Source organism: Pseudoalteromonas sp. XMcav1-K, from assembly GCF_044005875.1.
Classification (GTDB): Bacteria; Pseudomonadota; Gammaproteobacteria; order Enterobacterales; family Alteromonadaceae; genus Pseudoalteromonas; species Pseudoalteromonas spongiae.
Genome location: NZ_JBIPJE010000039.1, coordinates 96,135 through 117,106, shown reverse-complemented (window position 1 = coordinate 117,106; position 20,972 = coordinate 96,135). Strand labels below are relative to the sequence as shown.

Sequence of the window (20,972 nt, the reverse complement as noted above, 5' to 3'; positions counted from 1 at the left end):
CAATAAAGCTAACCGAGCCTTGCAAGCGCTTTATCAAGCTCATCAGCAAAGGCTTTTTTATCAGTGTTTGATAACGCGCTCGGGCCACCTGTTTCAACGCCACTGGCACGCAAAGTATCAAAAAAATCACGCATATTTAAACGCGCTTTAATGTTACTTGCAGTTAATAACTCGCCGCGCGGGGTGAGCGCAATCGCTTCTTTAGTGATCACTTCATCGGCGAGTGGAATATCTTGCGTAATTACTAAATCGCCCGCGACTACACGTTTAGCAATTTCGTTATCGGCAACATCAAATCCTTTTTCTACCTGTAATCGCTTGATAAAACGAGACGGTGGAATGCGGAAACTGTGATTAGCAATAAAGGTTGTGTTGATCTGTGTACGCTCTGCTGCACGAAATAAAATCTCTTTAATTGCAACAGGGCATGCATCTGCATCGACCCAGATATTCATAAAGTTCCTAGGCTCTTAAATAAAAATGCAGTATACGGAAGCGACTAACTGAATGCGAGTGATTCTTAACGGCGAAATGTGTTAACGCTTATTTTTAAGCGACAACATAAACTGCTCTACTTTTAAGGTCAGGAATTGCTCTACCTGCTCTTCCATGCTGTCGACAGTAAAGTCATTTACGCTTAACACACGTTCGGCTTGCTCTTCTGAAATTAACTTACCGTTCAGTAAAAACTCCCATTCAGGTAAGGTTTTATCATAGCGAGGGACCACATCAAGGGTAACAAACGGATAGGTAAAATCAACCCGATTTATCAATCGGCAAAAATCTTCAATGTAATCAGTACCCGTTGGCCCTAAACACCCAGGCTCTAAACGAAAGCGTATTGCTAATTTTAAATAGGACATACCTCTTCCTTTAAACACGCAACATAGAATAAAACTACTTTACAAACTATGTGATGTAAAAGTGCAAACCGCAAGTTAATGTTTAATAAACTTTCTATGTGTATAAATTATCGCTATGACGCTTGAAGCACCGTTTAAGATAGCCTAGTGTATAGCTTTTAACGTTAGGTTAACAAAATATGGAAGAATTTATCGCTCAGCTCGATCTCAATCAATATCTGCCAATAGCACTTGATTGGGCAACCAACCTATTACTTGCCTTCGCCATTTTAATTATTGGTATTTGGCTTGCTGGCAAAGTAAATAAAGCCATCATCAAAATCTCTAATCGTCATGCACAACTAGACGATACCTTGTTTAAGTTTTTTGGCAGTGTCGCTAAATACACCATTTTGGCATTTGTCGGTATTGCGGTCTTAAACCGTTTTGGTGTTCAAACAGCCTCAATAATTGCACTGCTAGGTGCCGCTGGGCTTGCGGTTGGTTTAGCACTGCAGGGCACCTTATCGAACCTTGCTGCGGGTGTAATGCTGCTTATATTTAGGCCTTATAAAGTGGATGATTTTATTGAAACGGGCGACCAATTCGGCAAAGTGGCTGAAATAGACATGTTCACCACCATTTTACAAACCTTTGATAACCAGCGTATTATCATTCCTAATAGCGATATTTGGGGCAATAAAATTGTCAATCACTCTCACCATGAGATACGTGGTGTTGATATGCGTTTTGGCATCGCCTATGACGAGAACATCGACGCTGCTCGCACAGTTATTAATAAGGTATTAGACGCGCACCCACATATTTTGAATGACCCTAAACCCTTTGTTGAAGTTGAAACCCTCAACAACAGTTCGGTCGATTTCTTAGTACGTCCGTTTTGTTCCGGTGAACATTATTTCGATATTTTGTATTCGGTACCCGAGCAAGTTAAAAAAGCGCTTGATGATGCCAATATTGAAATTCCATTCCCTCACCGTAAAGTTATTTTAGTTAATGAGAACAAATAAATAACGTGTAGGCATGCGTTGAAAGCGCATGCCTACAGTTTAGTTTAAGGATTTAAATGAACTTAAACCAAGTAACATTACCGGTAACGCAAATGAGTGATGCCGTTACATTTTACCAAACGCTCGGTTTTGAACTTATTGTCGATACACCGCATTATGCGCGTTTTGCCTGCCCAGAGGGCGAATCAACATTTTCGCTGTCACTTGAAGAAAATGCCGTTAATGGCGCCACGATTTATTTTGAACATGCACAGCTCGATAACTGGGTTGCTGACTTACAAGCAAAAGGCGTTATATTTTCCCAGCTACCAACTGTTCAACGATACCTGTGGCGAGAAGCCGTGTTATTTGACCCTTCAGGCAATAAAATCAAGCTATACTGGGCAGGTGAAAACCGCTTAAATCCGCCATGGCGAGTGTCCCGTTAGCTGCTATTTCGTCTACCAACATGTATTGTAGTCAAACGTCATATCTTAATAATCTCACTGCCCCTTTAGCCTTAAAGCCAGGTTAATCGATTGTTAATTAATTTGATTTCGGTATCATAGCAAGGGATGCAAACAACAACTTATATGGAAGCCCAATGATTAGAAAAATAATAAAGTGGCTAGTGCTGAGTATTTTATTACTGGCATTTTTAGCAGGGGCATTTGTTGCCCATGAATGGTACGCCAAAAAACCATTGCGATTTAAATCGTACGTTGACCGTACTATGGTAAAAATGGCCTTTGACAGCCCAGAAACACTGACCTCACTTGGCTTTTTAGAAAGTTTAGGCTTTAACAGCCACAATGCAGAGCTTGATGATGCAAGCCTTGCTAAAGACGACGAAATGTTCGCCCTGTTACCTGAAATTAGACAAGGTGTACTGCAATATGACGACAGCGAACTCGACAAATCTGATCAAATGTCGAAAGAGATTGCACTCTATTTACTTGATTTTGCTGTTGATGCCACCGAGTTTCGCTACCACAGTTATCCGGTAAACCAATTATTTGGCATTCAAAACGGCTTCCCAAGTTTTATGGATGCGCAGCACCAAGTTAATTCGGTTGAAGATGCAAATAACTACATCAGCCGTTTAAACCAAGTTAAACGCAAGTTTAGTCAAAGCTTAGAGGGGCTAAAATTACGTGAAGAAAAAAACATTATTCCACCGCGTTTTGTAATTGACCGCGTACTTGACGAAATGACCACCTTTGTTGCAACCCCAATCAACGAGAATATTCTTTACACCTCATTGCAAGATAAAATGATTAAAGCAGGAGAAAGTGGTAGTGCGGTTTTTGACGACCAAACTCAAACGAAGATCCTTGCTGACGTTGAGATTGCAATGACAGAATCAGTGCATCCTGCTTATCAGCTGTTTATCGATTACTTTAGCGCACTTCGCGATAAAGCCAATACGGATGATGGCTTTTGGAAGTTACCAAATGGTGATAAAGCTTATGCCAGCTCACTTAAATTTTTCACTACCACCAACTACACTGCCGACTTTATTCATCAAACAGGGTTAAGTGAAGTCGCGCGAATTCAGGGAGAAATTCTCACAATTTTAAATAGCGAAGGATTTGATACCAGCCTTGGCTTTAGCACGGCTATTGAAGCGTTAAAAGCCGATGAGCGTTTTTATTATCCTGATACCGATGAAGGTCGCGAACAAATTTTAGCGGACTATCAAACCATCCTAGATGAGATTGACCAAGGACTTGATGGCGCGTTTAATATTCGACCAAATGCAGGTATGAAAGTGCGTCGCATTCCTGAATTTAAAGAAAAAACCGCACCGGGTGCCTATTATCAACAGCCCTCTATTGATGGTTCACGCCCTGGGTTATTTTTTGCCAATTTATACGATATTAAAGCCACCCCGAAATACTCAATGCGCACCCTCGCCTATCACGAAGGTATTCCTGGCCACCATTTTCAAATTGCCATTGGAATGGAAGCTGAAGGCTTGCCGCTTTTTAGACGCATGTCGCCATTTACTGCTTACACTGAAGGCTGGGCACTTTATGCGGAACAAGTTGCGTGGGAGTTAGGCTTTCAAAACGACCCTTACGATAATATTGGCCGCTTACAAGCAGAGCTTTTCAGAGCAGTACGCTTAGTAGTCGATACAGGTATTCACCATAAACGTTGGACACGTGAAGTAGCTATTGACTATATGCTTAAAAATACCGGCATGGCAGAGTCCGATGTTACCTCTGAAATTGAGCGTTATATTGTGATGCCAGGCCAAGCAACCGCCTATAAAGTCGGTATGATGAAAATCTTAGAAATTCGTGAAAACGCCAAACAAACGCTAGGTGATAAGTTCGATTTAGCTGAGTTTCATGATGTGGTGCTTAAAAACGGCGCCGTGCCTCTAGATATCTTAGCGCGGATTGTTGATGACTATGTCAAAAGCAAACAATAATTTATTAAAAACGTAATACATAAAGAGCAGCTTAAGCTGCTCTTTTTATCCAAATCTACTTTCTTTAACGATTCGATTGCGCATTAAAGTAATCAGTTGTGCCGTGCGCTTCAATAGCTTCGGTTAAAGCACGCAACGCTACGTTATATACACTGTCGCGTAGTGTAATGTCTTTTTCTTGATAGATTTGCCAAGCATTTTCAAACGCTTTTTCAAGCTTTTGATGCAGCTTTTCTTCTACTTTATCGAGTGACCATTGCTCGCCTTGTCTGTTTTGCAGCCATTCAAAATAACTTACGATAACACCACCAGCATTTGCCAAAATATCCGGCACCACTGTTACGTTATTTTGCTGCAAAACACTATCTGCCTCGCTTTCAACGGGACCATTAGCAATTTCAACAATGTTCTTAGCGCGCACATCATTGGCATTATCACGGGTGATCACACTATCGAGCGCTGCAGGGATTAAAATATCAACATCTAAAGTAAGCAGTTCTTGATTGCTAATGTGTTTAAACTCTTGCACTTCGCAAACCGATTGCTCGCAGTACACCGCAGAGAGTTTTTTGCTGCGCTGCTTCTCTTGGAAAATACTATCGACATCCAGTCCTTGTTCTCGATAAATGCCCCCTTGCGAATCGCTTATAGCAACGATATTAAAGCCTGCTTGCTGCAGCAATTTAGCGCAGTGGTAACCACCGTTACCAAAACCTTGTATCGCCACTGTGAGCTCTTGTGGGTTTAAGCCCAATTTTTTCACCAACATTTGCGTACAAATAAACGCCCCGCGACCTGTTGCACTTTCGCGTCCTAAACTACCGCCTAACGATATCGGTTTTCCGGTGATCACCGCAGGGGCTTTACTGCGCGTTATTTTTTCGTATTCGTCCATCATCCAACCCATAATGCGCGCGTTGGTGTAAACATCGGGTGCTGGAATATCGGTATCTGGGCCAATAAAATCGGCCATCGCACGCACATACGCACGCGATAATCGTTCAAGCTCCATTGGCGATAACGTTTTCGGGTTCACCGTAACTCCGCCCTTACCACCACCCAGTGGTAACCCCACCACTGCGCATTTTAGTGTCATCCAAAACGCGAGGGCTTCTACTTCGTCTTGATTCACCGCTTGGTGAAAGCGAATACCGCCTTTGCATGGTCCTAAAATATCGTTATAACGGCAACGATAGCCTTTAAAATAAGCTAAACGGCCACTGTCTAAACGTACGGGTAAATTACACGCTAATGTGGCATGTGGATGACTCAGTGCTTCAATCACTTGCTTGGAGGTATTTGCTTGCTCTCCAATTCGTTGCAAGCGCTCAATTGCACTTACCAATACAGAATTACTCATACACTATCCTTAATTATGAACACTTCAATTAACAGCCATTATTCGTACTTGGCTAGCCAAATACTAGAGCGTGTTGAACTTTACAGTCTAGGCTACTTTTGGGTAACAGTAATAACTCATCTGGTTAAACCAATCACGTCGTTGCCAATCGACTTTGGTTAATTAATTACGTTACACTGGTTAAGACGAGTGGCCTAATCGACACGCTGCGTATTTATATAAGTGTTTGGTTTTATTACAGACCTTATCCAATACACTGTTTTTTAACGATACGATCAGTTTGCCTGCGCACACTGTGTATTAAACCAATTATAAAGATGAGAAACGGATGTTCGAGATAGATTTAGATTTCACCTTAATAATGTTTCACTTTAAACAACTTGGTATCGCATTTTTGCTGTCGTTACCGATTGCATTAAACCGTGAATCAAGAGAAAACGGCGCTGGTCTTCGAACATTTCCACTCGTAACCATTGCCTCGTGCGCTTTTATGCTGGTTGGTATTAATGTGTTTGAAGGTTCTGACGCCGAAGCAAGGGTAATGTATGGCATTATCACAGGTATGGGATTTATTGGTGGCGGTGCTATTTTCAGAGATAAAGACAGCGTAAAAGGCACAGCTACCGCAGCCGGACTTTGGAATACAGGTGCAATTGGTGTATCGGTAGCATACAGTCGCTATGAAATTAGTATTGTACTGTCGTTTATTGGGTTTTTAATCTTTCAATTTTCTGAAGTACTCAAGCCTAAACAAAACGCCAAATAACAATAGCGCGTTATTTTATTAATAAACTGATAATTTTAATTAGCTCGGAATGGGATGATCCGCATTTTTGGTTGTCAGGATTATCCATTAATCCTTTTACAAACCCTACCCCAAAAGATGCCATAAGCCCTTCTTTTGACGATAAAATCGATTTCACATTCGTTTTTGCAACTTGTGTGTTGTAGTCATCAAACACCTTTACCGCGAGGTATTCGGCTTTGGCTTTTTCAAGTTGGTGTAGATCATCTTTAAGTAAAAACTCCATGTTAGTCTCCGTTTAAAAGTAAAGACATACTCGCTTTAAACCCCACGCGATGCCATATACGCTTAAGCTGAATAAATAGCCATACAGCTAATGCACTGTTAAGAAGTAACAAACTTCCAATTACCAAGGCTAAACTGGGATACATTTTATACAGAGTTAGCCCAACCACTGCATTAAGCAAGAGCCAAATTACACTCACAATCACGACCAGTGTTAAACAAATCGCGAATGAGAGTAACGCAGCGCTGAGGCTAACTTTAGCCTCAGCCGCTACTAGGTTTTTTGACGTAATGAGCTTGGCAATTTTACTTTCAAGCAATGTTGTTACGCTTTCGAATGTTTGCGTCAGCTTCGCCTCGTTTTCAGGCTGCTGATTTGGCTCGCTTTGATTGTTAAAACCGCCGTGCTCGGGACCTATGTTGTCCATCGTCTTAAACCTATATTATTTACGTTTAATAATTGCAGACACCAACATACCGAGTGAAAATGCAATCCCTGCTGTTGCTACTGGGTTTTCTACTGCGTATTTTTTAACGGCTGACTTTTCCCACTTAGCTTTCATTTCTTGCTGCTTTTGCGCCAAGCTTTCAGAGCTTGAATGTGCAGTTTCACGCAATGTTTCTTCCGCTGTACCAACTTTTTCAGTGATGGTATCGACTGATTCATGAAGTGATTCGTTGAGCTTATCGGCAACTGGGTGCGCCTGAGTTGAATTTTGCTTTGCTTTACCATTTGTGGTGTTTTGATTTGATGTAGCCATTTCAAGGTTCCTTTTCCTGGTTAAAAATTTGTTTCTCATATTTCTTAAACTTGCTAATACTCAAGCAACTATGATTCCAAAAAAAATAACCAATAAAATCAGTAAAATAACAAAGTTTACTTTGTAGTCAGTCATAACAACCATGAAAAAATTACACCTTTTATTGTAGCTTTTGCATAACACAATTTACTTTTTACACATGGGCTAAATTAGCGTTAACAAATCGCCTTACATGCGAGTAACAGTACAAAAGCACTTCTCTAAAATAGTAGTAAGTAAACGAAGCTTGTTTAGCACATACTCTTTTAGCTTTGGTTTAAGCCGTTAAAAATACAAAATAGTCGGTATAAAAGGCTATTTATCAGTTGCCTACCCTAACTACTTTTTTCGTTTTAGCACTGTGTGTTCATACTTCACGGTGTTAATGTAAATCTTTCATAATTAATGTGTTTTTTACATTCATCAAATACTCAAAACACTCATGAAAAGCATTAACCTATTGTTTTATTTGCAATTTTAAATTTGGTCTAGGCTTTGCAACGCTTTGGCTGTATTTAACGCAAATAAACACAAGGAATTTTTATGAAAAGTAAACTACTTACAACATTATTCTTATCCTCAGCTATTTTTGCACAGCCGTTACTAGCGAAAGATAACAAGCAAGTAGATCATCGCGGTGTTTATGTGGGTGGCGGTTATGGATTAATAAGTGCCAGTGGTGACGATGATTTTGATGATGACGACGACGCGTATAATGTGTTTATTGGCACCCAGTTTAATCAAATGATCAGTTTAGAAGCGGGCTATTTGGATTTTGGTAAGTTTGGCAACGATACCTTTAACACCAAACTAGACGGTTATACGTTAGGGCTTAAGCTTGGCCTGCCGGTAAGTGACCGCATAACGCTGTTTGTAAAAGGCGGTAATTATTGGTGGGATGCCGATTTAAGCGGCTTTGATAATACGCTATCACTTGATGGCAATGAGCTATTTTACGGCGCTGGTGCATCATTTGCTATTTCAAAAAACTGGCAACTTAATCTAGATTACACCCGCTACGACTTTGAATTTGAAGATGATGAGATTGGCATTTTTTCAAATGTAGATAAATTTAATGGTGAAGTCGACTACGCAAGTCTTTCGGTGCAATACACCTTTTAATCAATAAAATCAGCGCTAACGGCCGCTGATGATTTTTAATATTTTCGCCCTTTTTACTGCTAATGCTGTAAAAAGGGCGTTTTATATTAGCTTGCTTCGCTTGATGACGCAGGTTTGCGCGATTTAGTCACCGCTTTTTCAACACTTTTACCGGTTACAGCCCAAATCATCAGGCCTGACCACGCAATAAGTGAAAAACCCGCTGGCACACATGCCGCTGCGATTAATTTTGCATGTTTGCGATTAAAGAAAAACGCCAGAATTGCCGGTAAAAACCATAAAACTAAGCTTGCTAATGCAACTGCTAAAATAAACACCGGATCTGCGTTGGCAAAAAGATCTTCAAAAAAAGTAAGTGTTTCCATAATCGTATTCTCAATGAAAGTAACTGGGGCCAGACTACTTGGCTATGAGAAATAACTTGGCAAAAAATGCTAAGCGGCAAAATGCGGTGATTAATGGTTAACACCCAATGTAGTACCTAGATACTACCCGTTAATTAGCCAAGTAGTTTACTATTTAGCGCATAGGTTAAACACGTTACACGCAGCATTGATGCGAGATTTTTAACACTGCCATGGCGTTCAATTACTTCTTGATACAAGGTGGAAATAAACTCCGGCACTGTTACTTTTTCATCGGCTGCTATACGCTCGAGAATTTGCCAGATTTTATTTTCTAGCGAAATACTTGTCACCACCCCCTGAATGCGTATTGAACGCTTGGTGCTATCGTAAGATGTTTGCGGCTCTTGAGCATATAATTCACACATAAGGTATTCCTAACAATGGCAAAAATGATTCACAGTATGATCCGCGTAGTAGACGAATCAAAATCACTGCAATTCTATCAAAACATACTCAACTTAACAGAAAAACGCCGGATTACTTTCGATAGCTTTTGCTTAATTTACTTAGGTAATGAAGAGTCCGATTTTGAACTTGAACTGACTGTAAATTTTGAACAAAAAGCACAGTATGATTTGGGTAACGGATACGGCCACCTGGCAGTAAGCGCAGAAAATATAGAAGCACTGCATCAAAAAGCAATCTATCTTGGTTATCAACCAAAAGACGTAAAAGAGTTTTATAACGGTGATTCACTCGTTGCAAAATTCTTTTTCATCAACGATCCAGACGGTTACGCGATTGAAGTAATTGAGCGTTCAGATACGTTTAACTAAATCACAATGCGAATACAGAGTAAAACAAGTGCTTACAGTGTATTCGTATCAAATCTCAGCAACAGTTCTAAGCTCTTTTTATATCTTAACTGCCAAAATCTATTGATAATAAAGAGCTTTAAACACACACTGTTAACTTGTGTATAAATCACCAATATTAAACCTATAACAGAAACATAATGTATAAAACACACTCATAAATAAAAATTATTATCATTACCTATTCCAATTTTATTGTGATTTACATAGAATGCCCGCACTTTTTCAGGGATATTTAGGTTTAGTATGAAGTTAAATCACATTACCAAAGCAATTACACTTTCACTTTTATCGCTTTCAGCAACTGTTGTAGCAGATGAAAAAAAAATAGAAGTTATTGAAGTTAAAGGTACTTACTTTAACGATTACAAAGTTGATGACGCCTCTGGCGCAATGCGTACAAACACATCGCTACTCGAAACAGCGCAATCAGTAACCGTTATTCCAGAAACAATTATCGACGAGCAGCTAGCAACAACCTTAGGTGAAGTATTAATTAACGACGCCAGCCTTTCTCCAGGTTCAAAACAACGTAACCGTGAAGTATTTAACGCACGAGGCTTTACTCTTAGTTCATCAAACGGCTATTTACGTGATGGACATCAACACTGGTCGCACTACCAACAACCTATCGAAACACTTTCGCGAGTAGAAGTAGTCAAAGGGCCTTCAAGTGTGCTTTATGGTCAATCTGCTCCGGGTGGTTTAGTTAATATGGTAACTAAAAAGCCAACTTCCTCATCATTATTAGACATCAGCGCTGATGCAGACCAAAACGGTTCAACGCGTTTTATGCTTGATGCCGGTGGTAACATAGTAGAAAACCTAAACTATCGTGGTGTTTTAGTTAAACAAGATGTGGTATTTGAACGAGAGTATGCGAATGGCGACAACCGTGAGCGAGACCGCTTTTTAGGTTACCTTGCTTTGGATTATGCAATCACTGAAGACCTCATTGTGAATGTGTACTATGACCAAACAGACGACAAAGCGGGTCTTGATACAGGTGCTTGGTTAAACAGCAATGGTGAAGTAATTGGTGACAAAGACTACATTTATGATTTTTCATGGGCATTTACTGATATTCGCGTAAACAACTTTGGCACAAAAATCGATTATCACCTAACAAATGACTGGCAAATGACCTTTGGTTACAACGAGCAAACCTTTGAGCGCCAACGCTTTGAGTCTGCACCGCGTAAACCTTCAGATTATGTTGTTGGCGATAGCTATCAATCACGCCCATATGATCGCTTTGATGATTGGCAATTCCAAACAATGTATTTCGATGTAAAAGGTGAATTTAATACCGGTGGCATCCATCATAATCTACTTGTAGGTGTAAATAGCCTAGATTATTACTATGGTCAGTTACGTGTAAAAGCAGCAAGTGTTGATTACATACCAGGTGGCACAGAGCCTAGTCGCCCTGATATAAGTTATAAAACAGACGATACGCTGTACACTAGCGAGTACGATTTCTACGGCATTTATTTACAAGATTTAATTACCTTCAACGATAAATGGCAAGTATCTGTTGGTGGTCGTTTTGATAAACAAAATAAAGAAGGTGCTGACAGCGAGTCATTTGTGCCGAAATTTGGCGTACTATTCCACCCTATTTCAGATGCAACAATTTACTTAAGCTATGCAGAAGGGTTTGAACCTCAACGTAGCGAAACATTAAATGACGAAACCGACAAAAACCACGGCATGAAACTTGATGCAGTGACATCAGAGCAAATAGAGCTTGGTTTAAAATGGCAAGTATCTGACCGTTTAATGCTAGATACAGCTGTGTTTGATATAGAAAAAAGTGGCGTTTTAGTCAGTGAGTCACTGGTTGACGACCCTAACTTTGACACTATAACAACCCAAGCAGGTCTGCAGCGCCATAAAGGTTTTGAAGCGTCCGCGCAAGGTGCAGTTACGGATACCCTTTTCTTAATGGCATCAACAATGTACTTAGATGCTCAGTACGAACGCGATAGTAACTACGAAGGTAAAACACCTGTTGATGCACCTAAGTGGTCTGCATCGCTTTGGTCTCGCTACGAAATGACAGAAAATCTTGCATTAAATGCCGGCCTAATTTATCAGGGCGAGCGCTTTGCAGACGCTAATAATACCATCACAAAAGACGCATATTACCGTCTTGACCTAGGTGCTACATTCAGCACACAAATTGCAGGACAAGATACTGATTTCCGATTTAATATCGAAAACGCCTTAGATGAAGACTACCTTGCAGGTGGCGGTGTAAATAATGTCACCATTGGTGATGCGCGCACAGCACGCTTTGAGGTACGAGTGTCACTATAGACATACCTTTACAACGTATTAATCCGTCAACTTAATACATATCAAAAGCGAGCTAAACAGTGTTTAGCTCGCTTTTACCGTTATAATGAGCAATAAAATATGAGTATAAGAAAAGCCTTTTTTTGGCTTCACCTAATTATTGGTTGCATCGCTGCCCTATTTATTTTTTTAATGTCGGTCACCGGTGCACTACTTACCTATGAACGCCAAATTATTCACAGCGCAGAGCAACAAGATTATCCCCAAGCACCTTCTGCAAACACGCAAAAACTTACGCTTGAACAAATAAATACTATTGCCAGTACCCTAGAGCATAAAAAGCCGTTAAGTATTGCGATTAGAAACGAACAAAACGCCTTTATTCAAATTAAAGAAGGCCGCAAAACCTTTGCCTATTTAAACCCATACAACGGCGAACAAATTAACGAACCTGGGCTTGCAACTAAAACATTCATGCGTAAATTGCGCGCTTTTCATCGCTGGCTAACCCTTGACGGTAAGTTTAGTGAGACAGGTCGCTGGGTTAATGGCATCGCTAATGTTATTTTCTTTGTGTTAGTGCTTTCGGGTCTTTATTTGTGGTTACCAAAACGCTTTAATAAACGCGCGTTTAAACAAAAGCTTACTTTTGGTAAGTCTTACCCAAACACCAATGCGCGCGATTACCAATGGCATAATGTGTACGGTATTTATTTAGCGCCGGTACTTGCGGTACTCATTGCAACGGCTTTCTTTTTCTCTTTTAAATGGCCGGGTAATACCTTAAAAGAAATGGTATCTAACGATGCGAAAGTTGAGCAGCTAAAAGCGTCGCCATTAAATAATGGCACGCCAAAATCGCTTAATGTACTATTTGAAAATGCAATTAACCAAACACCAGAGTGGCAACGTGCACAGTTTACACTTACTACTAAACCTATGGATAAAATAGCGTTTAGTCTTGATACCGGCACAGGGGGCGAGCCACAAAAACGCTTAACGGTAACGGTAGATACACAAACTGGCGCTGTATTACAAACGCTCACCTTTGATGATTTATCAACATATCGAAAAGCACGCAGTTACATTCGCTTTTTACACACAGGCGAAGCATACGGCATTATCGGCCAAACCATCGCAGGATTTGCCTCATTATTAGCGTGCTTGCTCGTTTATACAGGCATTATGTTATCGTGGCGCCGCTGGCAAAACTATCGCGTGCGCAAAGCTAAATTAGCGCTAGGAACCGCTTAATATCATCAAACTAAAAAAGGCTAACCTGTGTGTTAGCCTTTTTGTTTAGCACACCCTTGTTTTCTAAAACACTTTTACGTTGTTTGCAATAAAAAGTACTGATAACCTTAAGAAGGTTTTATATAATAATTTGTTAGTTCAAAAATTTTGTTTTTTTCATAATTAATATAACAAAGATTTGCATTAATAATGTGTTCGTAATTCAAGGAATGAATCATGCTAAGTTTACCAAATTGGATTGGGCTACCTCTTGGGGTCGCTTTTTTAATTTCAGCGGCTGCCATATTTTTGTATATTAATAAAAGAGCTTTTCTTCGACGAAATGAAGCTGGTATAGAAGAATATAGTTCTTAATAGTTCGATGATCTTTTCCTCAGTTTTCGAAAAACTTTTAATTTTAATAGGTGTCGTATTAACGATAATTGGTTTATTCCAAAGTGCTTATCATGGGTTCCAGTTATTTTTTGGTTAATCATGAACAATTACTTGTAACATTTTCTGCAGGTAATCTTATGTTTATACCTGCGTACTTTTTACGAAAAGAAGGATTGCGTCATCTTCATGAAATTGAAAATGATTCATAACAAGTAGTCACAGGCAGATTCAATAGCATGTTGAAATTCTTGATTTTTAGTATCTTGATATTTTTTTCTTTAGCTGTATACGCAGGTGGCAGTATTGAGAAGGAAATACAAGTACTATCAAAACTACTATCAGATCAAAACGCAGAGTTGGTAAAAAAATCGGTTTATCTAAAAGAGAGTGAAGAAAATAGTTTCATTGTTGCAACTTTTTCACTCGAAGGCTTTCTTGGGGGCAATAACTTTCAACAGTATGTTGCCGTCTATAAGCCCGAGTTCAAAACTGCTGATCAGCCGCCTTTTCAACAATTTGGGAAACCAAAATACAGGTTGGTAGGCGTTCGCCAGCTCTGCCCATCTCCAACTGTATCCTTTCACCAAAGCTCTCTAGAGATAAAGGACGGAAAAATTACAGGTGTATGTGAAGCACATAAAAGCCAAACCGATGGCGAAATAAAGTTTAGCTTAGTGTTAGGCCCCTACAACATAGAATAAAAAGATTAACAAGCAAAAGTCGAGCGGTAATCAATGCTGGAAGTTAGATGTAAAGGAAGTTCCGAGTAGTCCGAACGTTTCAAAAAAACAAGAGTTTAAGCTATTTATAAGTGCTACTCGAAATGGCTGTGTTTGAGTCGAAACTCACCCTTTTTAACAAACCAATACTGGCCCGATAGCTGGGCATTTTACAAAATACATACAGGAGAATCTAATGCCACATTGTGTAATTGAGCATTCAGATAACATTAATGGAAAAATACTAATTGAAGCTGTTCATAAAGGGGCGTTAGCGTCTGAATTATTTGAACCGACGGGCAGCGATATTAAAGTCAGAGCAACTTCATTTTCAGAGTACAAAACTGGCGTTGTTGACCTTAAATTTGTGCATGTCACACTTAAAATACTCTCAGGGCGCACGGTTGAACAAAAAACGATGCTATCTAATACCGTTTTAGATAAATTAAGCGGTCTTTCACTTACAAACTGCTCAATCTCAGTTGAAGTGCAAGATATTGACCGCGCTAGCTATGCAAAAGTAATTGTGTAAGGCTTGCGAATTTTACAAGCGAAACTGTTAGGGTTTAGCCCATAAGACACGGCACTATCAGTTTCGCAACGTTAATAAATCTCACCGCGTATCAGTTTTTCTAGCCATTTTCTAAATATCCAACACCTTTCCCGCTTACTAACGTGTAACTAATCAGTACAACTAAAATGTAACCAAACATAAATGTTAACAATGGGTTAAATAGCAGGTTACAACTCTTGCCTAGGCTTAAGTTGATGGAAAAATAACAATCAACGAGGAGTCTAACATGACCAAACACAAAGTAAATACGCATAACGCAGAAGTAGATATGAACCCAATGCTGGATATTGTGTTTATCCTGCTTATCTTTTTTATTGTAACCACCAGCTTTAATCGGCCAACTGCGCTTGATTTAAACCGAGCTACAGAAAACAAACCAGCACTTACGCAAACAATTACACCGCAATTTCATATCACCAAAGATAATAGTGTACTGCTAAATAATAAGGTAATTGACTCACAATCAATTATCATAAATTTGGCTCGCCTTGATGCCAATGGCGAGATTACAGCGATTTCAGTTACTGCAGATAAAGAAAGCACACATAACACCTTGGTACATTTGTTAAATGAAATTAAAGGGTATACCTCAGCACCGGTATCACTGAGCAGCGCACTATAAAATTAAAAGGCTAACCATATGGTTAGCCTTGTTTCACACAGCAAATATTACCCAAACTACTAAATTAATCGAAAAGTGCTGTAAAGCGTTTTTGTTTGTTTATTGTTGATAAAAGTGTCGATAAATTAGTTTGATGCTTCTCAAACACAAAATTTCCCATACTAACACGATTTACTCCTAGCTTCGCTAACGTATCGAAATCAGCTAGATCTGGCATACACATCACATTTAACGGCAGTGATACACATTCACGTACTTTTGAAATCTCGTTAAGGTCAGTAATGCACGGAACAAACAGCCCCGTTGCGCCAACTGCCTGATAGAGCTGCCCACGTTTAATGGTTTCTTGTAGTTTATCGTCGCACTCTAAAATATAGGTATCAGTGCGCACATTTATAAACACATCACAGTTATGTTGTTTTAATACCTGTTGAATGTGCGAAAGAAAACTGGCGAACTCATCTGCATTTTTGAGCACTCGGGTACCATTATTCACCTTGCTGTCTTCAATATTTATACCTACGACACCGAGGTTTACAAGTCGCATAATATTGGTTGCAACCACTTCTGGATCATCGCTATAACCAGATTCCAAATCGACCGTCAGTGGTAAATCGGTATTTACTAAAATCCGTTCAACAACCATTAGTAACGTTTCAAACGGCATGCTTTCGCCGTCTTCATAGCCAAATTGAGCGGCAACCGCAGCACTTGATGTACCAATAGCATTAAAGCCAGCGTGTTTTGCTGCGAGCGCGCTAGGTACATCCCACACGTTAGCTATTAATACTGCTGTTTGACCAAAATGGAGTTGATTGAAGTGTGTATAAGTCATTATGTTTTCCTAACTAAATAAATGTTAGGCGTAGTGTGCGTAATGGAGTGTTACTAAACCAACGATATAAATCGACTTGTATTATAAGATAAACTTATAATACTAAAAAACGACAACCTAAAGTCATGTTTAAAAATCTACCTAACCTAAAGTTATTACGTACGTTTGAAGCAGCTGCACGCCACCAAAGTTATGGCTTGGCGGCGCAAGAGTTATGTATTTCACAAGCCGCAGTTAGCCAACAAATGCGAATGTTAGAGCAAGCTATAGGTATTACATTGTTTAACAGGCAAAACAAAAACATGGTACTGACTAAACACGGTAAGCGCTTCTACACGGCCACATTTAACGCACTCAATACGGTACAAACGGCACTTAATACACTTCGCGAAAACGACCTGTTTGGTAGTTTAACCATTACCTCCACTGTGGCATTTACTAACTTATGGCTAATGCCTAGGCTTAGTAAATTTGCAAATTTATATCCCAATATTCAAATAAACGTGGTGCCATCGCCTAATTTCGAAGACTTAGCTAACAGCGATATTGATTTAGCAATTCGATTTGGGCAAACAGTAGAGCAGCATACGCCTAAAAATTATCAATGCGAACAGTTTGGTGAAGATAAGGTGCTGCCAGTGTGTGCTGTGTCGCTTCAGCAACAACACAGGTTTAGTAAAGCAAACGACCTATTGAGCACTTGGCTTGTAAGTTTAGATAAACCCAACCCTTATGATTGGGCAAAGTGGTTTGAATCACAGGGAAACCTAGACTATCAAACTCATAATAAATGGACCTATGTGCCAAGTACCGATATGGCAATCAACGCTGTGCTAAACGGTCATGGGTTTACCTTAGCAGCGGAGTACTTATGCAAAGAACTAATTGCACAGAACAAATTATGTGTGCCGCTTAATATTGCGCACCCAAACACAGTAAAGCGCTATTTTGTTTACCCTACAGCGCTTAAAAGTAATCAACGACTTGCTGCTTTTACAGCGTGGCTAAAAAGTGAAATGAATTCAACCTGTAACGACAACCCAGCTGGTACGTGAAATCCAATCTGTTTGCCGTTAACTCGCTAGCCACTTTTTAAACTCGCTGGTGCGTGTTTTACTGGTGATCAGGGGTTCGTTAATGTGACTTACGTTTACCGCCAGCGTTTCTTTACCGTAATTTTCAAATGACGTAACAAAGTGAATATTCACAATATCGCTGCGATTCAGTCTGAAAAAATGCTCGGGGTTAAGTTCGGCTTCAAGCTCGGTCATCGAATTGCCCGATAACAAATGGTGATTGCCCGCACTATCGTACGCCGAAAGTACGCCCGACGCGGCGCGAATACATACCACATCTTCTACATTTAAAATGCTCACGGCATTGGCGTGTTTTAGTAAAAAACGTGATTTATAGCGCTTTGTATTTTGATTTTGAATTAATTGCTTGGTTTGAGTTAAATTTGCTTTTAACGACTCATAATTTGTCATCGCATTTGTAAAGCGCTTATAGGTAAAGGGCTTTAATAAATAGGCGATGCCTTGGTTATCAAAAGCCTCGGTCCAAAATGCGTTATACGAGGTCGTAAAAATAACGGGGCACGGTAAATCAATCTCTTCAAAGGCGTTAAATACTTGGCCATCGAGCAATTCAATATCAGAAAAAATCAGGTCAACTTCAGGTTCAGTTTGAAAAAACGCAATGACATCGGCGACCTTGTCGCATATTTTTAGCACATTGGCATTAGCATCAAAGCGCGTGATGTAATTAACCAGTTTTTCCGCCGCCAGCGGCTCATCTTCAATAATGACAATATTCATGCTACTTAAACTCCAAGAGGCAATGTGAGTGTAAAATGGCTGTCGCTTTCATCTACTAAAATAGGTTGGTTAAAAATGGCTTGGCACTGGGCATTTAAATGCGTCAAACCTATTTTGCTCGAGGGTGCTTTAAATTCTTTTAAGCGAAGCGGGTTTCTAATTACGATGCAATCGCTTTGAATATCTATCGTGATCTCAAGCGGGTTATCGTTACTTGCTGCGTTATGTTTTACCACATTTTCAATGGCAAGTTGCAGCGCACACGGGATAATTTCTGATGTATTAGTCTCCTCGCCTTGTGTCACATTGAGCGTGTAGGCACCATTAAAGCGTGTATTGATAAGTGCCATATAATGGTTAGCAAACGCCAATTCATGGCTAAGTGGCACTAAATTTTTTGACTTATGTTCAAGAATATAACGATAAATATCGCTGAACTGGGCTAAATATTCTTCTGCCTCATCGGGATCTTTCACAATTAAGGCCGACAATACATTTAAGTTATTAAATAAAAAATGCGGGTCGATATGCTGTTGCAGGGTTTTTACTTGGCTATCGAGCAAGGCTTTGTCTTTTTTCGCCAAAACTAATTGCTGCCTTTGTAGTCGTGTTACCAACTCAAAGGCCAGCGAATAAGCGCCTACTAATGCATGTAACAAGGCATTCATACCAAGCGTTGCAACCATGTGCATGCTATCGACTTGCTGAATGCCAATAGCAGTTTCAAGTGCTATAACAAGCGAAGTCACTAACGTACTAAACACTAAGTTACTGACAAAAAACACTTTAGTAATGTGCGCCGTTATTGAGCTGTTACCTTGTTTTACAAAGCGATAGACTTTAAGCGTTAGCCACTGGGCAATTACGCACTGCAAAAATATCCAAAACGGAGCATCTAAATGAATATTAAGGCTTTGCCCGTTCGGCGTTGTTAATAGTGCTGCGTAAAGCACTATTAACAATGAAAATACAAATAGAACCAGATAATTAATTGCCTTTGGCACGTGCTAATTCCTATTATTATTGTTCAGCGGTCTCTGGAAGGCGCATAATAACCTTTCCATTGGCATCTAAAAACTCTAGTTTGGCTTCACCGTCTTTCGTTACAACCATTTGAATACGTTTTTTACCATCTGCATCATTTAATTGCAGGCGAGAATCACCATTTAACGTGCCGTAAAATGCGCGGCGTGCACCGAGTAATTTATTCTCAACCATATAGTTTTCAATTTCATTCATGGTTTTTGTATCGCCCGCTTTTTGCGCTTCCATAAAGCGGTTGGTCATGTCAAAGTCCATTGCGCTGTCAGGTCTATCCATCACGGTTAAACCAGTGATCATGTAATCATCCATTTCGATATGTTGCATCATTAAAGTTTGATCTTGGTTGTAACGGTCAAATGACATGTGCAAACCGTGATTTACTTTGTCGTTTACCTTTTCGCCGCGAAACACAAAGCCACCGTTTTCTGTACCTTCATCGTTGTAGAAAATCATACCTGGGCGCGGTGAATTGTGTTTAAACACTTCTTTACCTTGCTTAATGGCACCTGGCGATTTATCTGAGTTAGCGAGTACCATGCGGTTATAACCATTTTTCTCTACAATGTTTAAGCGCTCGACACTAATTTCTTCAAATTCAGCTACCGTTGGCTTAGCAAGGCCAACATAGCCCGCCAGTGACACTAAACCAATGCTAAGTGCTGCGTTAATACGTTTTTGTACAGTAAATTGTTTTTCTACGTTGTTGTTATTCATGTTGTTATCTCGTTGTTCGTCGTTATGAGCTGATAGGGTCTAGACTAACCACAAAAACTTCGCGTTTTAATGCAAAAACAACAAGTAGGGGAAAAATAAGAATTAACAGGGGGAAAAATCAAATAAATGATTTTCCCACCCGTAAAAGCCGAAAATTGGCTGCGTTATAAGCGGAAATTAGCAGTTTAAAAGTGCTAGTTAATATAAATAATCAAGAATTCACAGTTTAGAATATGTTTTTTTGATAATTGTTTTATAGGTTTATACACATCAGCGGGGCGCGGGCCTAAATGCGTTTGTTTTTCTTCCTTTGCCAACTTAAACGTTTGGCTTATTTCTTTAAAATCGACTGTAAGATGCTTATCTGCAAAAAACCATTGGCCCTTAAGTGTGTCGATTTTATCGCTGCCATCGCCTAATAATTCGTATTCTAAAACCGCTTGTCCGCCTTTGTTAAGCGCGAGTGTGCCGTCGGCAACATCACAATATTGCGTGCGTAAATAAGGCGGTAAATCAACTTGCTCTTTACTACCTGGTTTTCGCAAATAAAGCCCTAAATGTGCTTTGGAATAATAATGATTGCCTTCGCTAAAGCGAAATTCGCGCGATGTTTTATGGCCGTTCGCCAAAAGCCAATTATCAAGCAGCGCAATCACATCTGGCTGATTGTAGGTTGGGTTTAAAGCAAGCGATGCATCAGGAAACATCGCAGGCAGTGGAATATCGCTTAACACCACATCTATTTTTTGCTTTACGAGTTGCTCGCTCAGGCTACTTTTTAAGGCAGCAACTTCATTTTTAGAGTAGCCCTTTGTCACTAGGTGCAATTGTGTATTGGCACACGCAGTTAAAAATAAACACAATAAGAGCGTTAAATATTTCATATACATC

General features: G+C 39.8%; 25 protein-coding genes. 12 read left to right on the top strand and 13 right to left on the bottom strand.

Annotated elements, in window-relative coordinates; translation table 11 throughout:
• Positions 1-8: 8 nt before the first annotated feature.
• Both ACHSBP_RS08935 and ACHSBP_RS08930 read right to left on the bottom strand, forming a co-directional pair.
• Positions 9-455, bottom strand: coding sequence for a YaiI/YqxD family protein (locus ACHSBP_RS08935; protein ID WP_054980777.1), 447 nt, complete (start codon positions 453-455; stop codon positions 9-11).
• 81 nt (positions 456-536) lie between these two features.
• Entirely contained in the window at positions 537-863 is a 327-nt protein-coding gene (locus tag ACHSBP_RS08930) for a hypothetical protein (RefSeq protein ID WP_395388636.1), read from the bottom strand.
• A gap of 179 nt (positions 864-1,042) precedes the next feature.
• Here ACHSBP_RS08930 and ACHSBP_RS08925 point away from each other — a divergent pair, with 179 nt between their 5' ends.
• The 3 genes from ACHSBP_RS08925 (at position 1,043) to ACHSBP_RS08915 (ending at position 4,292) form a co-directional block, all read left to right on the top strand.
• Entirely contained in the window at positions 1,043-1,873 is an 831-nt protein-coding gene (locus tag ACHSBP_RS08925) for a mechanosensitive ion channel family protein (protein WP_395388635.1), read from the top strand.
• A 56-nt stretch (positions 1,874-1,929) separates the two neighbouring features.
• On the top strand, positions 1,930-2,301 hold the full coding sequence (locus ACHSBP_RS08920; RefSeq protein ID WP_010559431.1) for a VOC family protein: 372 nt from the start codon (positions 1,930-1,932) through the stop codon (positions 2,299-2,301).
• Between the two features lie 155 nt (positions 2,302-2,456).
• Positions 2,457-4,292, top strand: a complete 1,836-nt coding sequence (locus ACHSBP_RS08915; protein ID WP_395388633.1) for a DUF885 domain-containing protein — start codon at positions 2,457-2,459, stop codon at positions 4,290-4,292.
• Between the two features lie 64 nt (positions 4,293-4,356).
• On the opposite strand, the gene ACHSBP_RS08910 is transcribed toward ACHSBP_RS08915, so the two are convergent.
• On the bottom strand, positions 4,357-5,652 hold the full coding sequence (locus ACHSBP_RS08910) for a Glu/Leu/Phe/Val dehydrogenase (protein WP_010559433.1): 1,296 nt from the start codon (positions 5,650-5,652) through the stop codon (positions 4,357-4,359).
• Positions 5,653-5,980: 328 nt separating this feature from the next.
• On the opposite strand from ACHSBP_RS08910, the gene ACHSBP_RS08905 reads away from it, so the two are divergent.
• Complete coding sequence (locus ACHSBP_RS08905) at positions 5,981-6,418, top strand: MgtC/SapB family protein (protein WP_010559434.1); 438 nt, start codon at positions 5,981-5,983, stop codon at positions 6,416-6,418.
• Between the two features lie 10 nt (positions 6,419-6,428).
• Here the strand turns inward: ACHSBP_RS08905 and ACHSBP_RS08900 are convergent, their stop codons facing one another.
• From ACHSBP_RS08900 to ACHSBP_RS08890, 3 genes are read right to left on the bottom strand one after another with little or no spacing between them, the layout of a single operon-like run.
• A complete protein-coding gene (locus tag ACHSBP_RS08900; protein ID WP_395388632.1) occupies positions 6,429-6,683 on the bottom strand; it encodes a hypothetical protein in 255 nt (84 codons plus the stop codon).
• Position 6,684: 1 nt separating this feature from the next.
• Entirely contained in the window at positions 6,685-7,110 is a 426-nt protein-coding gene (locus ACHSBP_RS08895; RefSeq protein WP_395388631.1) for a hypothetical protein, read from the bottom strand.
• 15 nt (positions 7,111-7,125) lie between these two features.
• On the bottom strand, positions 7,126-7,443 hold the full coding sequence (locus ACHSBP_RS08890; RefSeq protein WP_105171952.1) for a DUF883 domain-containing protein: 318 nt from the start codon (positions 7,441-7,443) through the stop codon (positions 7,126-7,128).
• 582 nt (positions 7,444-8,025) lie between these two features.
• Here ACHSBP_RS08890 and ACHSBP_RS08885 point away from each other — a divergent pair.
• Positions 8,026-8,604 (top strand): outer membrane beta-barrel protein, encoded by a 579-nt coding sequence (locus ACHSBP_RS08885; protein ID WP_138628441.1) that lies wholly within the window; start codon positions 8,026-8,028, stop codon positions 8,602-8,604.
• An 86-nt stretch (positions 8,605-8,690) separates the two neighbouring features.
• On the opposite strand, the gene ACHSBP_RS08880 is transcribed toward ACHSBP_RS08885, so the two are convergent.
• Together ACHSBP_RS08880 and ACHSBP_RS08875 are read right to left on the bottom strand one after the other, a co-directional pair.
• On the bottom strand, positions 8,691-8,969 hold the full coding sequence (locus ACHSBP_RS08880) for a superinfection immunity protein (RefSeq protein ID WP_395388629.1): 279 nt from the start codon (positions 8,967-8,969) through the stop codon (positions 8,691-8,693).
• Between the two features lie 134 nt (positions 8,970-9,103).
• A complete protein-coding gene (locus ACHSBP_RS08875; protein ID WP_395388627.1) occupies positions 9,104-9,376 on the bottom strand; it encodes a ribbon-helix-helix domain-containing protein in 273 nt (90 codons plus the stop codon).
• Between the two features lie 15 nt (positions 9,377-9,391).
• Between ACHSBP_RS08875 and ACHSBP_RS08870 the strand changes: the two genes are divergently transcribed.
• From ACHSBP_RS08870 to ACHSBP_RS08845, 6 genes are all read left to right on the top strand, one after another.
• Positions 9,392-9,787 carry a VOC family protein gene (locus ACHSBP_RS08870; RefSeq protein ID WP_395388625.1) on the top strand — a complete coding sequence of 132 codons (396 nt, stop codon included), beginning with the start codon at positions 9,392-9,394 and terminating at the stop codon, positions 9,785-9,787.
• Positions 9,788-10,072: 285 nt separating this feature from the next.
• On the top strand, positions 10,073-12,148 hold the full coding sequence (locus ACHSBP_RS08865; RefSeq protein ID WP_395388623.1) for a TonB-dependent receptor: 2,076 nt from the start codon (positions 10,073-10,075) through the stop codon (positions 12,146-12,148).
• 99 nt (positions 12,149-12,247) lie between these two features.
• Entirely contained in the window at positions 12,248-13,381 is a 1,134-nt protein-coding gene (locus ACHSBP_RS08860; RefSeq protein WP_395388621.1) for a PepSY-associated TM helix domain-containing protein, read from the top strand.
• Positions 13,382-13,992: 611 nt separating this feature from the next.
• Complete coding sequence (locus ACHSBP_RS08855; RefSeq protein ID WP_010559446.1) at positions 13,993-14,457, top strand: hypothetical protein; 465 nt, start codon at positions 13,993-13,995, stop codon at positions 14,455-14,457.
• 214 nt (positions 14,458-14,671) lie between these two features.
• A complete protein-coding gene (locus ACHSBP_RS08850) occupies positions 14,672-15,007 on the top strand; it encodes a 5-carboxymethyl-2-hydroxymuconate Delta-isomerase (RefSeq protein WP_395388620.1) in 336 nt (111 codons plus the stop codon).
• 268 nt (positions 15,008-15,275) lie between these two features.
• Positions 15,276-15,671, top strand: a complete 396-nt coding sequence (locus ACHSBP_RS08845) for an ExbD/TolR family protein (protein WP_395388619.1) — start codon at positions 15,276-15,278, stop codon at positions 15,669-15,671.
• A 64-nt stretch (positions 15,672-15,735) separates the two neighbouring features.
• Here the strand turns inward: ACHSBP_RS08845 and ACHSBP_RS08840 are convergent, their stop codons facing one another.
• Entirely contained in the window at positions 15,736-16,506 is a 771-nt protein-coding gene (locus tag ACHSBP_RS08840) for an isocitrate lyase/phosphoenolpyruvate mutase family protein (RefSeq protein ID WP_395388618.1), read from the bottom strand.
• A 125-nt stretch (positions 16,507-16,631) separates the two neighbouring features.
• On the opposite strand from ACHSBP_RS08840, the gene ACHSBP_RS08835 reads away from it, so the two are divergent.
• Positions 16,632-17,561 carry a LysR substrate-binding domain-containing protein gene (locus tag ACHSBP_RS08835; RefSeq protein WP_395388616.1) on the top strand — a complete coding sequence of 310 codons (930 nt, stop codon included), beginning with the start codon at positions 16,632-16,634 and terminating at the stop codon, positions 17,559-17,561.
• Between the two features lie 18 nt (positions 17,562-17,579).
• On the opposite strand, the gene ACHSBP_RS08830 is transcribed toward ACHSBP_RS08835, so the two are convergent.
• The 4 genes from ACHSBP_RS08830 to ACHSBP_RS08815 form a co-directional block, all read right to left on the bottom strand.
• Complete coding sequence (locus tag ACHSBP_RS08830; RefSeq protein ID WP_395388615.1) at positions 17,580-18,323, bottom strand: LytR/AlgR family response regulator transcription factor; 744 nt, start codon at positions 18,321-18,323, stop codon at positions 17,580-17,582.
• A 5-nt stretch (positions 18,324-18,328) separates the two neighbouring features.
• Complete coding sequence (locus tag ACHSBP_RS08825) at positions 18,329-19,327, bottom strand: sensor histidine kinase (protein WP_395388614.1); 999 nt, start codon at positions 19,325-19,327, stop codon at positions 18,329-18,331.
• Positions 19,328-19,343: 16 nt separating this feature from the next.
• Positions 19,344-20,081, bottom strand: a complete 738-nt coding sequence (locus ACHSBP_RS08820) for a hypothetical protein (RefSeq protein ID WP_395388613.1) — start codon at positions 20,079-20,081, stop codon at positions 19,344-19,346.
• Between the two features lie 194 nt (positions 20,082-20,275).
• Positions 20,276-20,965 carry a hypothetical protein gene (locus ACHSBP_RS08815; protein WP_395388612.1) on the bottom strand — a complete coding sequence of 230 codons (690 nt, stop codon included), beginning with the start codon at positions 20,963-20,965 and terminating at the stop codon, positions 20,276-20,278.
• Positions 20,966-20,972 lie beyond the last annotated feature (7 nt).

Bases quoted from the DNA above. Each gene is read 5' to 3' on its own strand.
- ACHSBP_RS08935 (WP_054980777.1), bottom strand. From the start codon at position 455: ATGAATATCTGGGTCGATGCAGATGCATGCCCTGTTGCAATTAAAGAG.
- ACHSBP_RS08930 (WP_395388636.1), bottom strand. From the start codon at position 863: ATGTCCTATTTAAAATTAGCAATACGCTTTCGTTTAGAGCCTGGGTGT.
- ACHSBP_RS08925 (WP_395388635.1), top strand. From the start codon at position 1,043: ATGGAAGAATTTATCGCTCAGCTCGATCTCAATCAATATCTGCCAATA.
- ACHSBP_RS08920 (WP_010559431.1), top strand. From the start codon at position 1,930: ATGAACTTAAACCAAGTAACATTACCGGTAACGCAAATGAGTGATGCC.
- ACHSBP_RS08915 (WP_395388633.1), top strand. From the start codon at position 2,457: ATGATTAGAAAAATAATAAAGTGGCTAGTGCTGAGTATTTTATTACTG.
- ACHSBP_RS08910 (WP_010559433.1), bottom strand. From the start codon at position 5,652: ATGAGTAATTCTGTATTGGTAAGTGCAATTGAGCGCTTGCAACGAATT.
- ACHSBP_RS08905 (WP_010559434.1), top strand. From the start codon at position 5,981: ATGTTCGAGATAGATTTAGATTTCACCTTAATAATGTTTCACTTTAAA.
- ACHSBP_RS08900 (WP_395388632.1), bottom strand. From the start codon at position 6,683: ATGGAGTTTTTACTTAAAGATGATCTACACCAACTTGAAAAAGCCAAA.
- ACHSBP_RS08895 (WP_395388631.1), bottom strand. From the start codon at position 7,110: ATGGACAACATAGGTCCCGAGCACGGCGGTTTTAACAATCAAAGCGAG.
- ACHSBP_RS08890 (WP_105171952.1), bottom strand. From the start codon at position 7,443: ATGGCTACATCAAATCAAAACACCACAAATGGTAAAGCAAAGCAAAAT.
- ACHSBP_RS08885 (WP_138628441.1), top strand. From the start codon at position 8,026: ATGAAAAGTAAACTACTTACAACATTATTCTTATCCTCAGCTATTTTT.
- ACHSBP_RS08880 (WP_395388629.1), bottom strand. From the start codon at position 8,969: ATGGAAACACTTACTTTTTTTGAAGATCTTTTTGCCAACGCAGATCCG.
- ACHSBP_RS08875 (WP_395388627.1), bottom strand. From the start codon at position 9,376: ATGTGTGAATTATATGCTCAAGAGCCGCAAACATCTTACGATAGCACC.
- ACHSBP_RS08870 (WP_395388625.1), top strand. From the start codon at position 9,392: ATGGCAAAAATGATTCACAGTATGATCCGCGTAGTAGACGAATCAAAA.
- ACHSBP_RS08865 (WP_395388623.1), top strand. From the start codon at position 10,073: ATGAAGTTAAATCACATTACCAAAGCAATTACACTTTCACTTTTATCG.
- ACHSBP_RS08860 (WP_395388621.1), top strand. From the start codon at position 12,248: ATGAGTATAAGAAAAGCCTTTTTTTGGCTTCACCTAATTATTGGTTGC.
- ACHSBP_RS08855 (WP_010559446.1), top strand. From the start codon at position 13,993: ATGTTGAAATTCTTGATTTTTAGTATCTTGATATTTTTTTCTTTAGCT.
- ACHSBP_RS08850 (WP_395388620.1), top strand. From the start codon at position 14,672: ATGCCACATTGTGTAATTGAGCATTCAGATAACATTAATGGAAAAATA.
- ACHSBP_RS08845 (WP_395388619.1), top strand. From the start codon at position 15,276: ATGACCAAACACAAAGTAAATACGCATAACGCAGAAGTAGATATGAAC.
- ACHSBP_RS08840 (WP_395388618.1), bottom strand. From the start codon at position 16,506: ATGACTTATACACACTTCAATCAACTCCATTTTGGTCAAACAGCAGTA.
- ACHSBP_RS08835 (WP_395388616.1), top strand. From the start codon at position 16,632: ATGTTTAAAAATCTACCTAACCTAAAGTTATTACGTACGTTTGAAGCA.
- ACHSBP_RS08830 (WP_395388615.1), bottom strand. From the start codon at position 18,323: ATGAATATTGTCATTATTGAAGATGAGCCGCTGGCGGCGGAAAAACTG.
- ACHSBP_RS08820 (WP_395388613.1), bottom strand. From the start codon at position 20,081: ATGAATAACAACAACGTAGAAAAACAATTTACTGTACAAAAACGTATT.
- ACHSBP_RS08815 (WP_395388612.1), bottom strand. From the start codon at position 20,965: ATGAAATATTTAACGCTCTTATTGTGTTTATTTTTAACTGCGTGTGCC.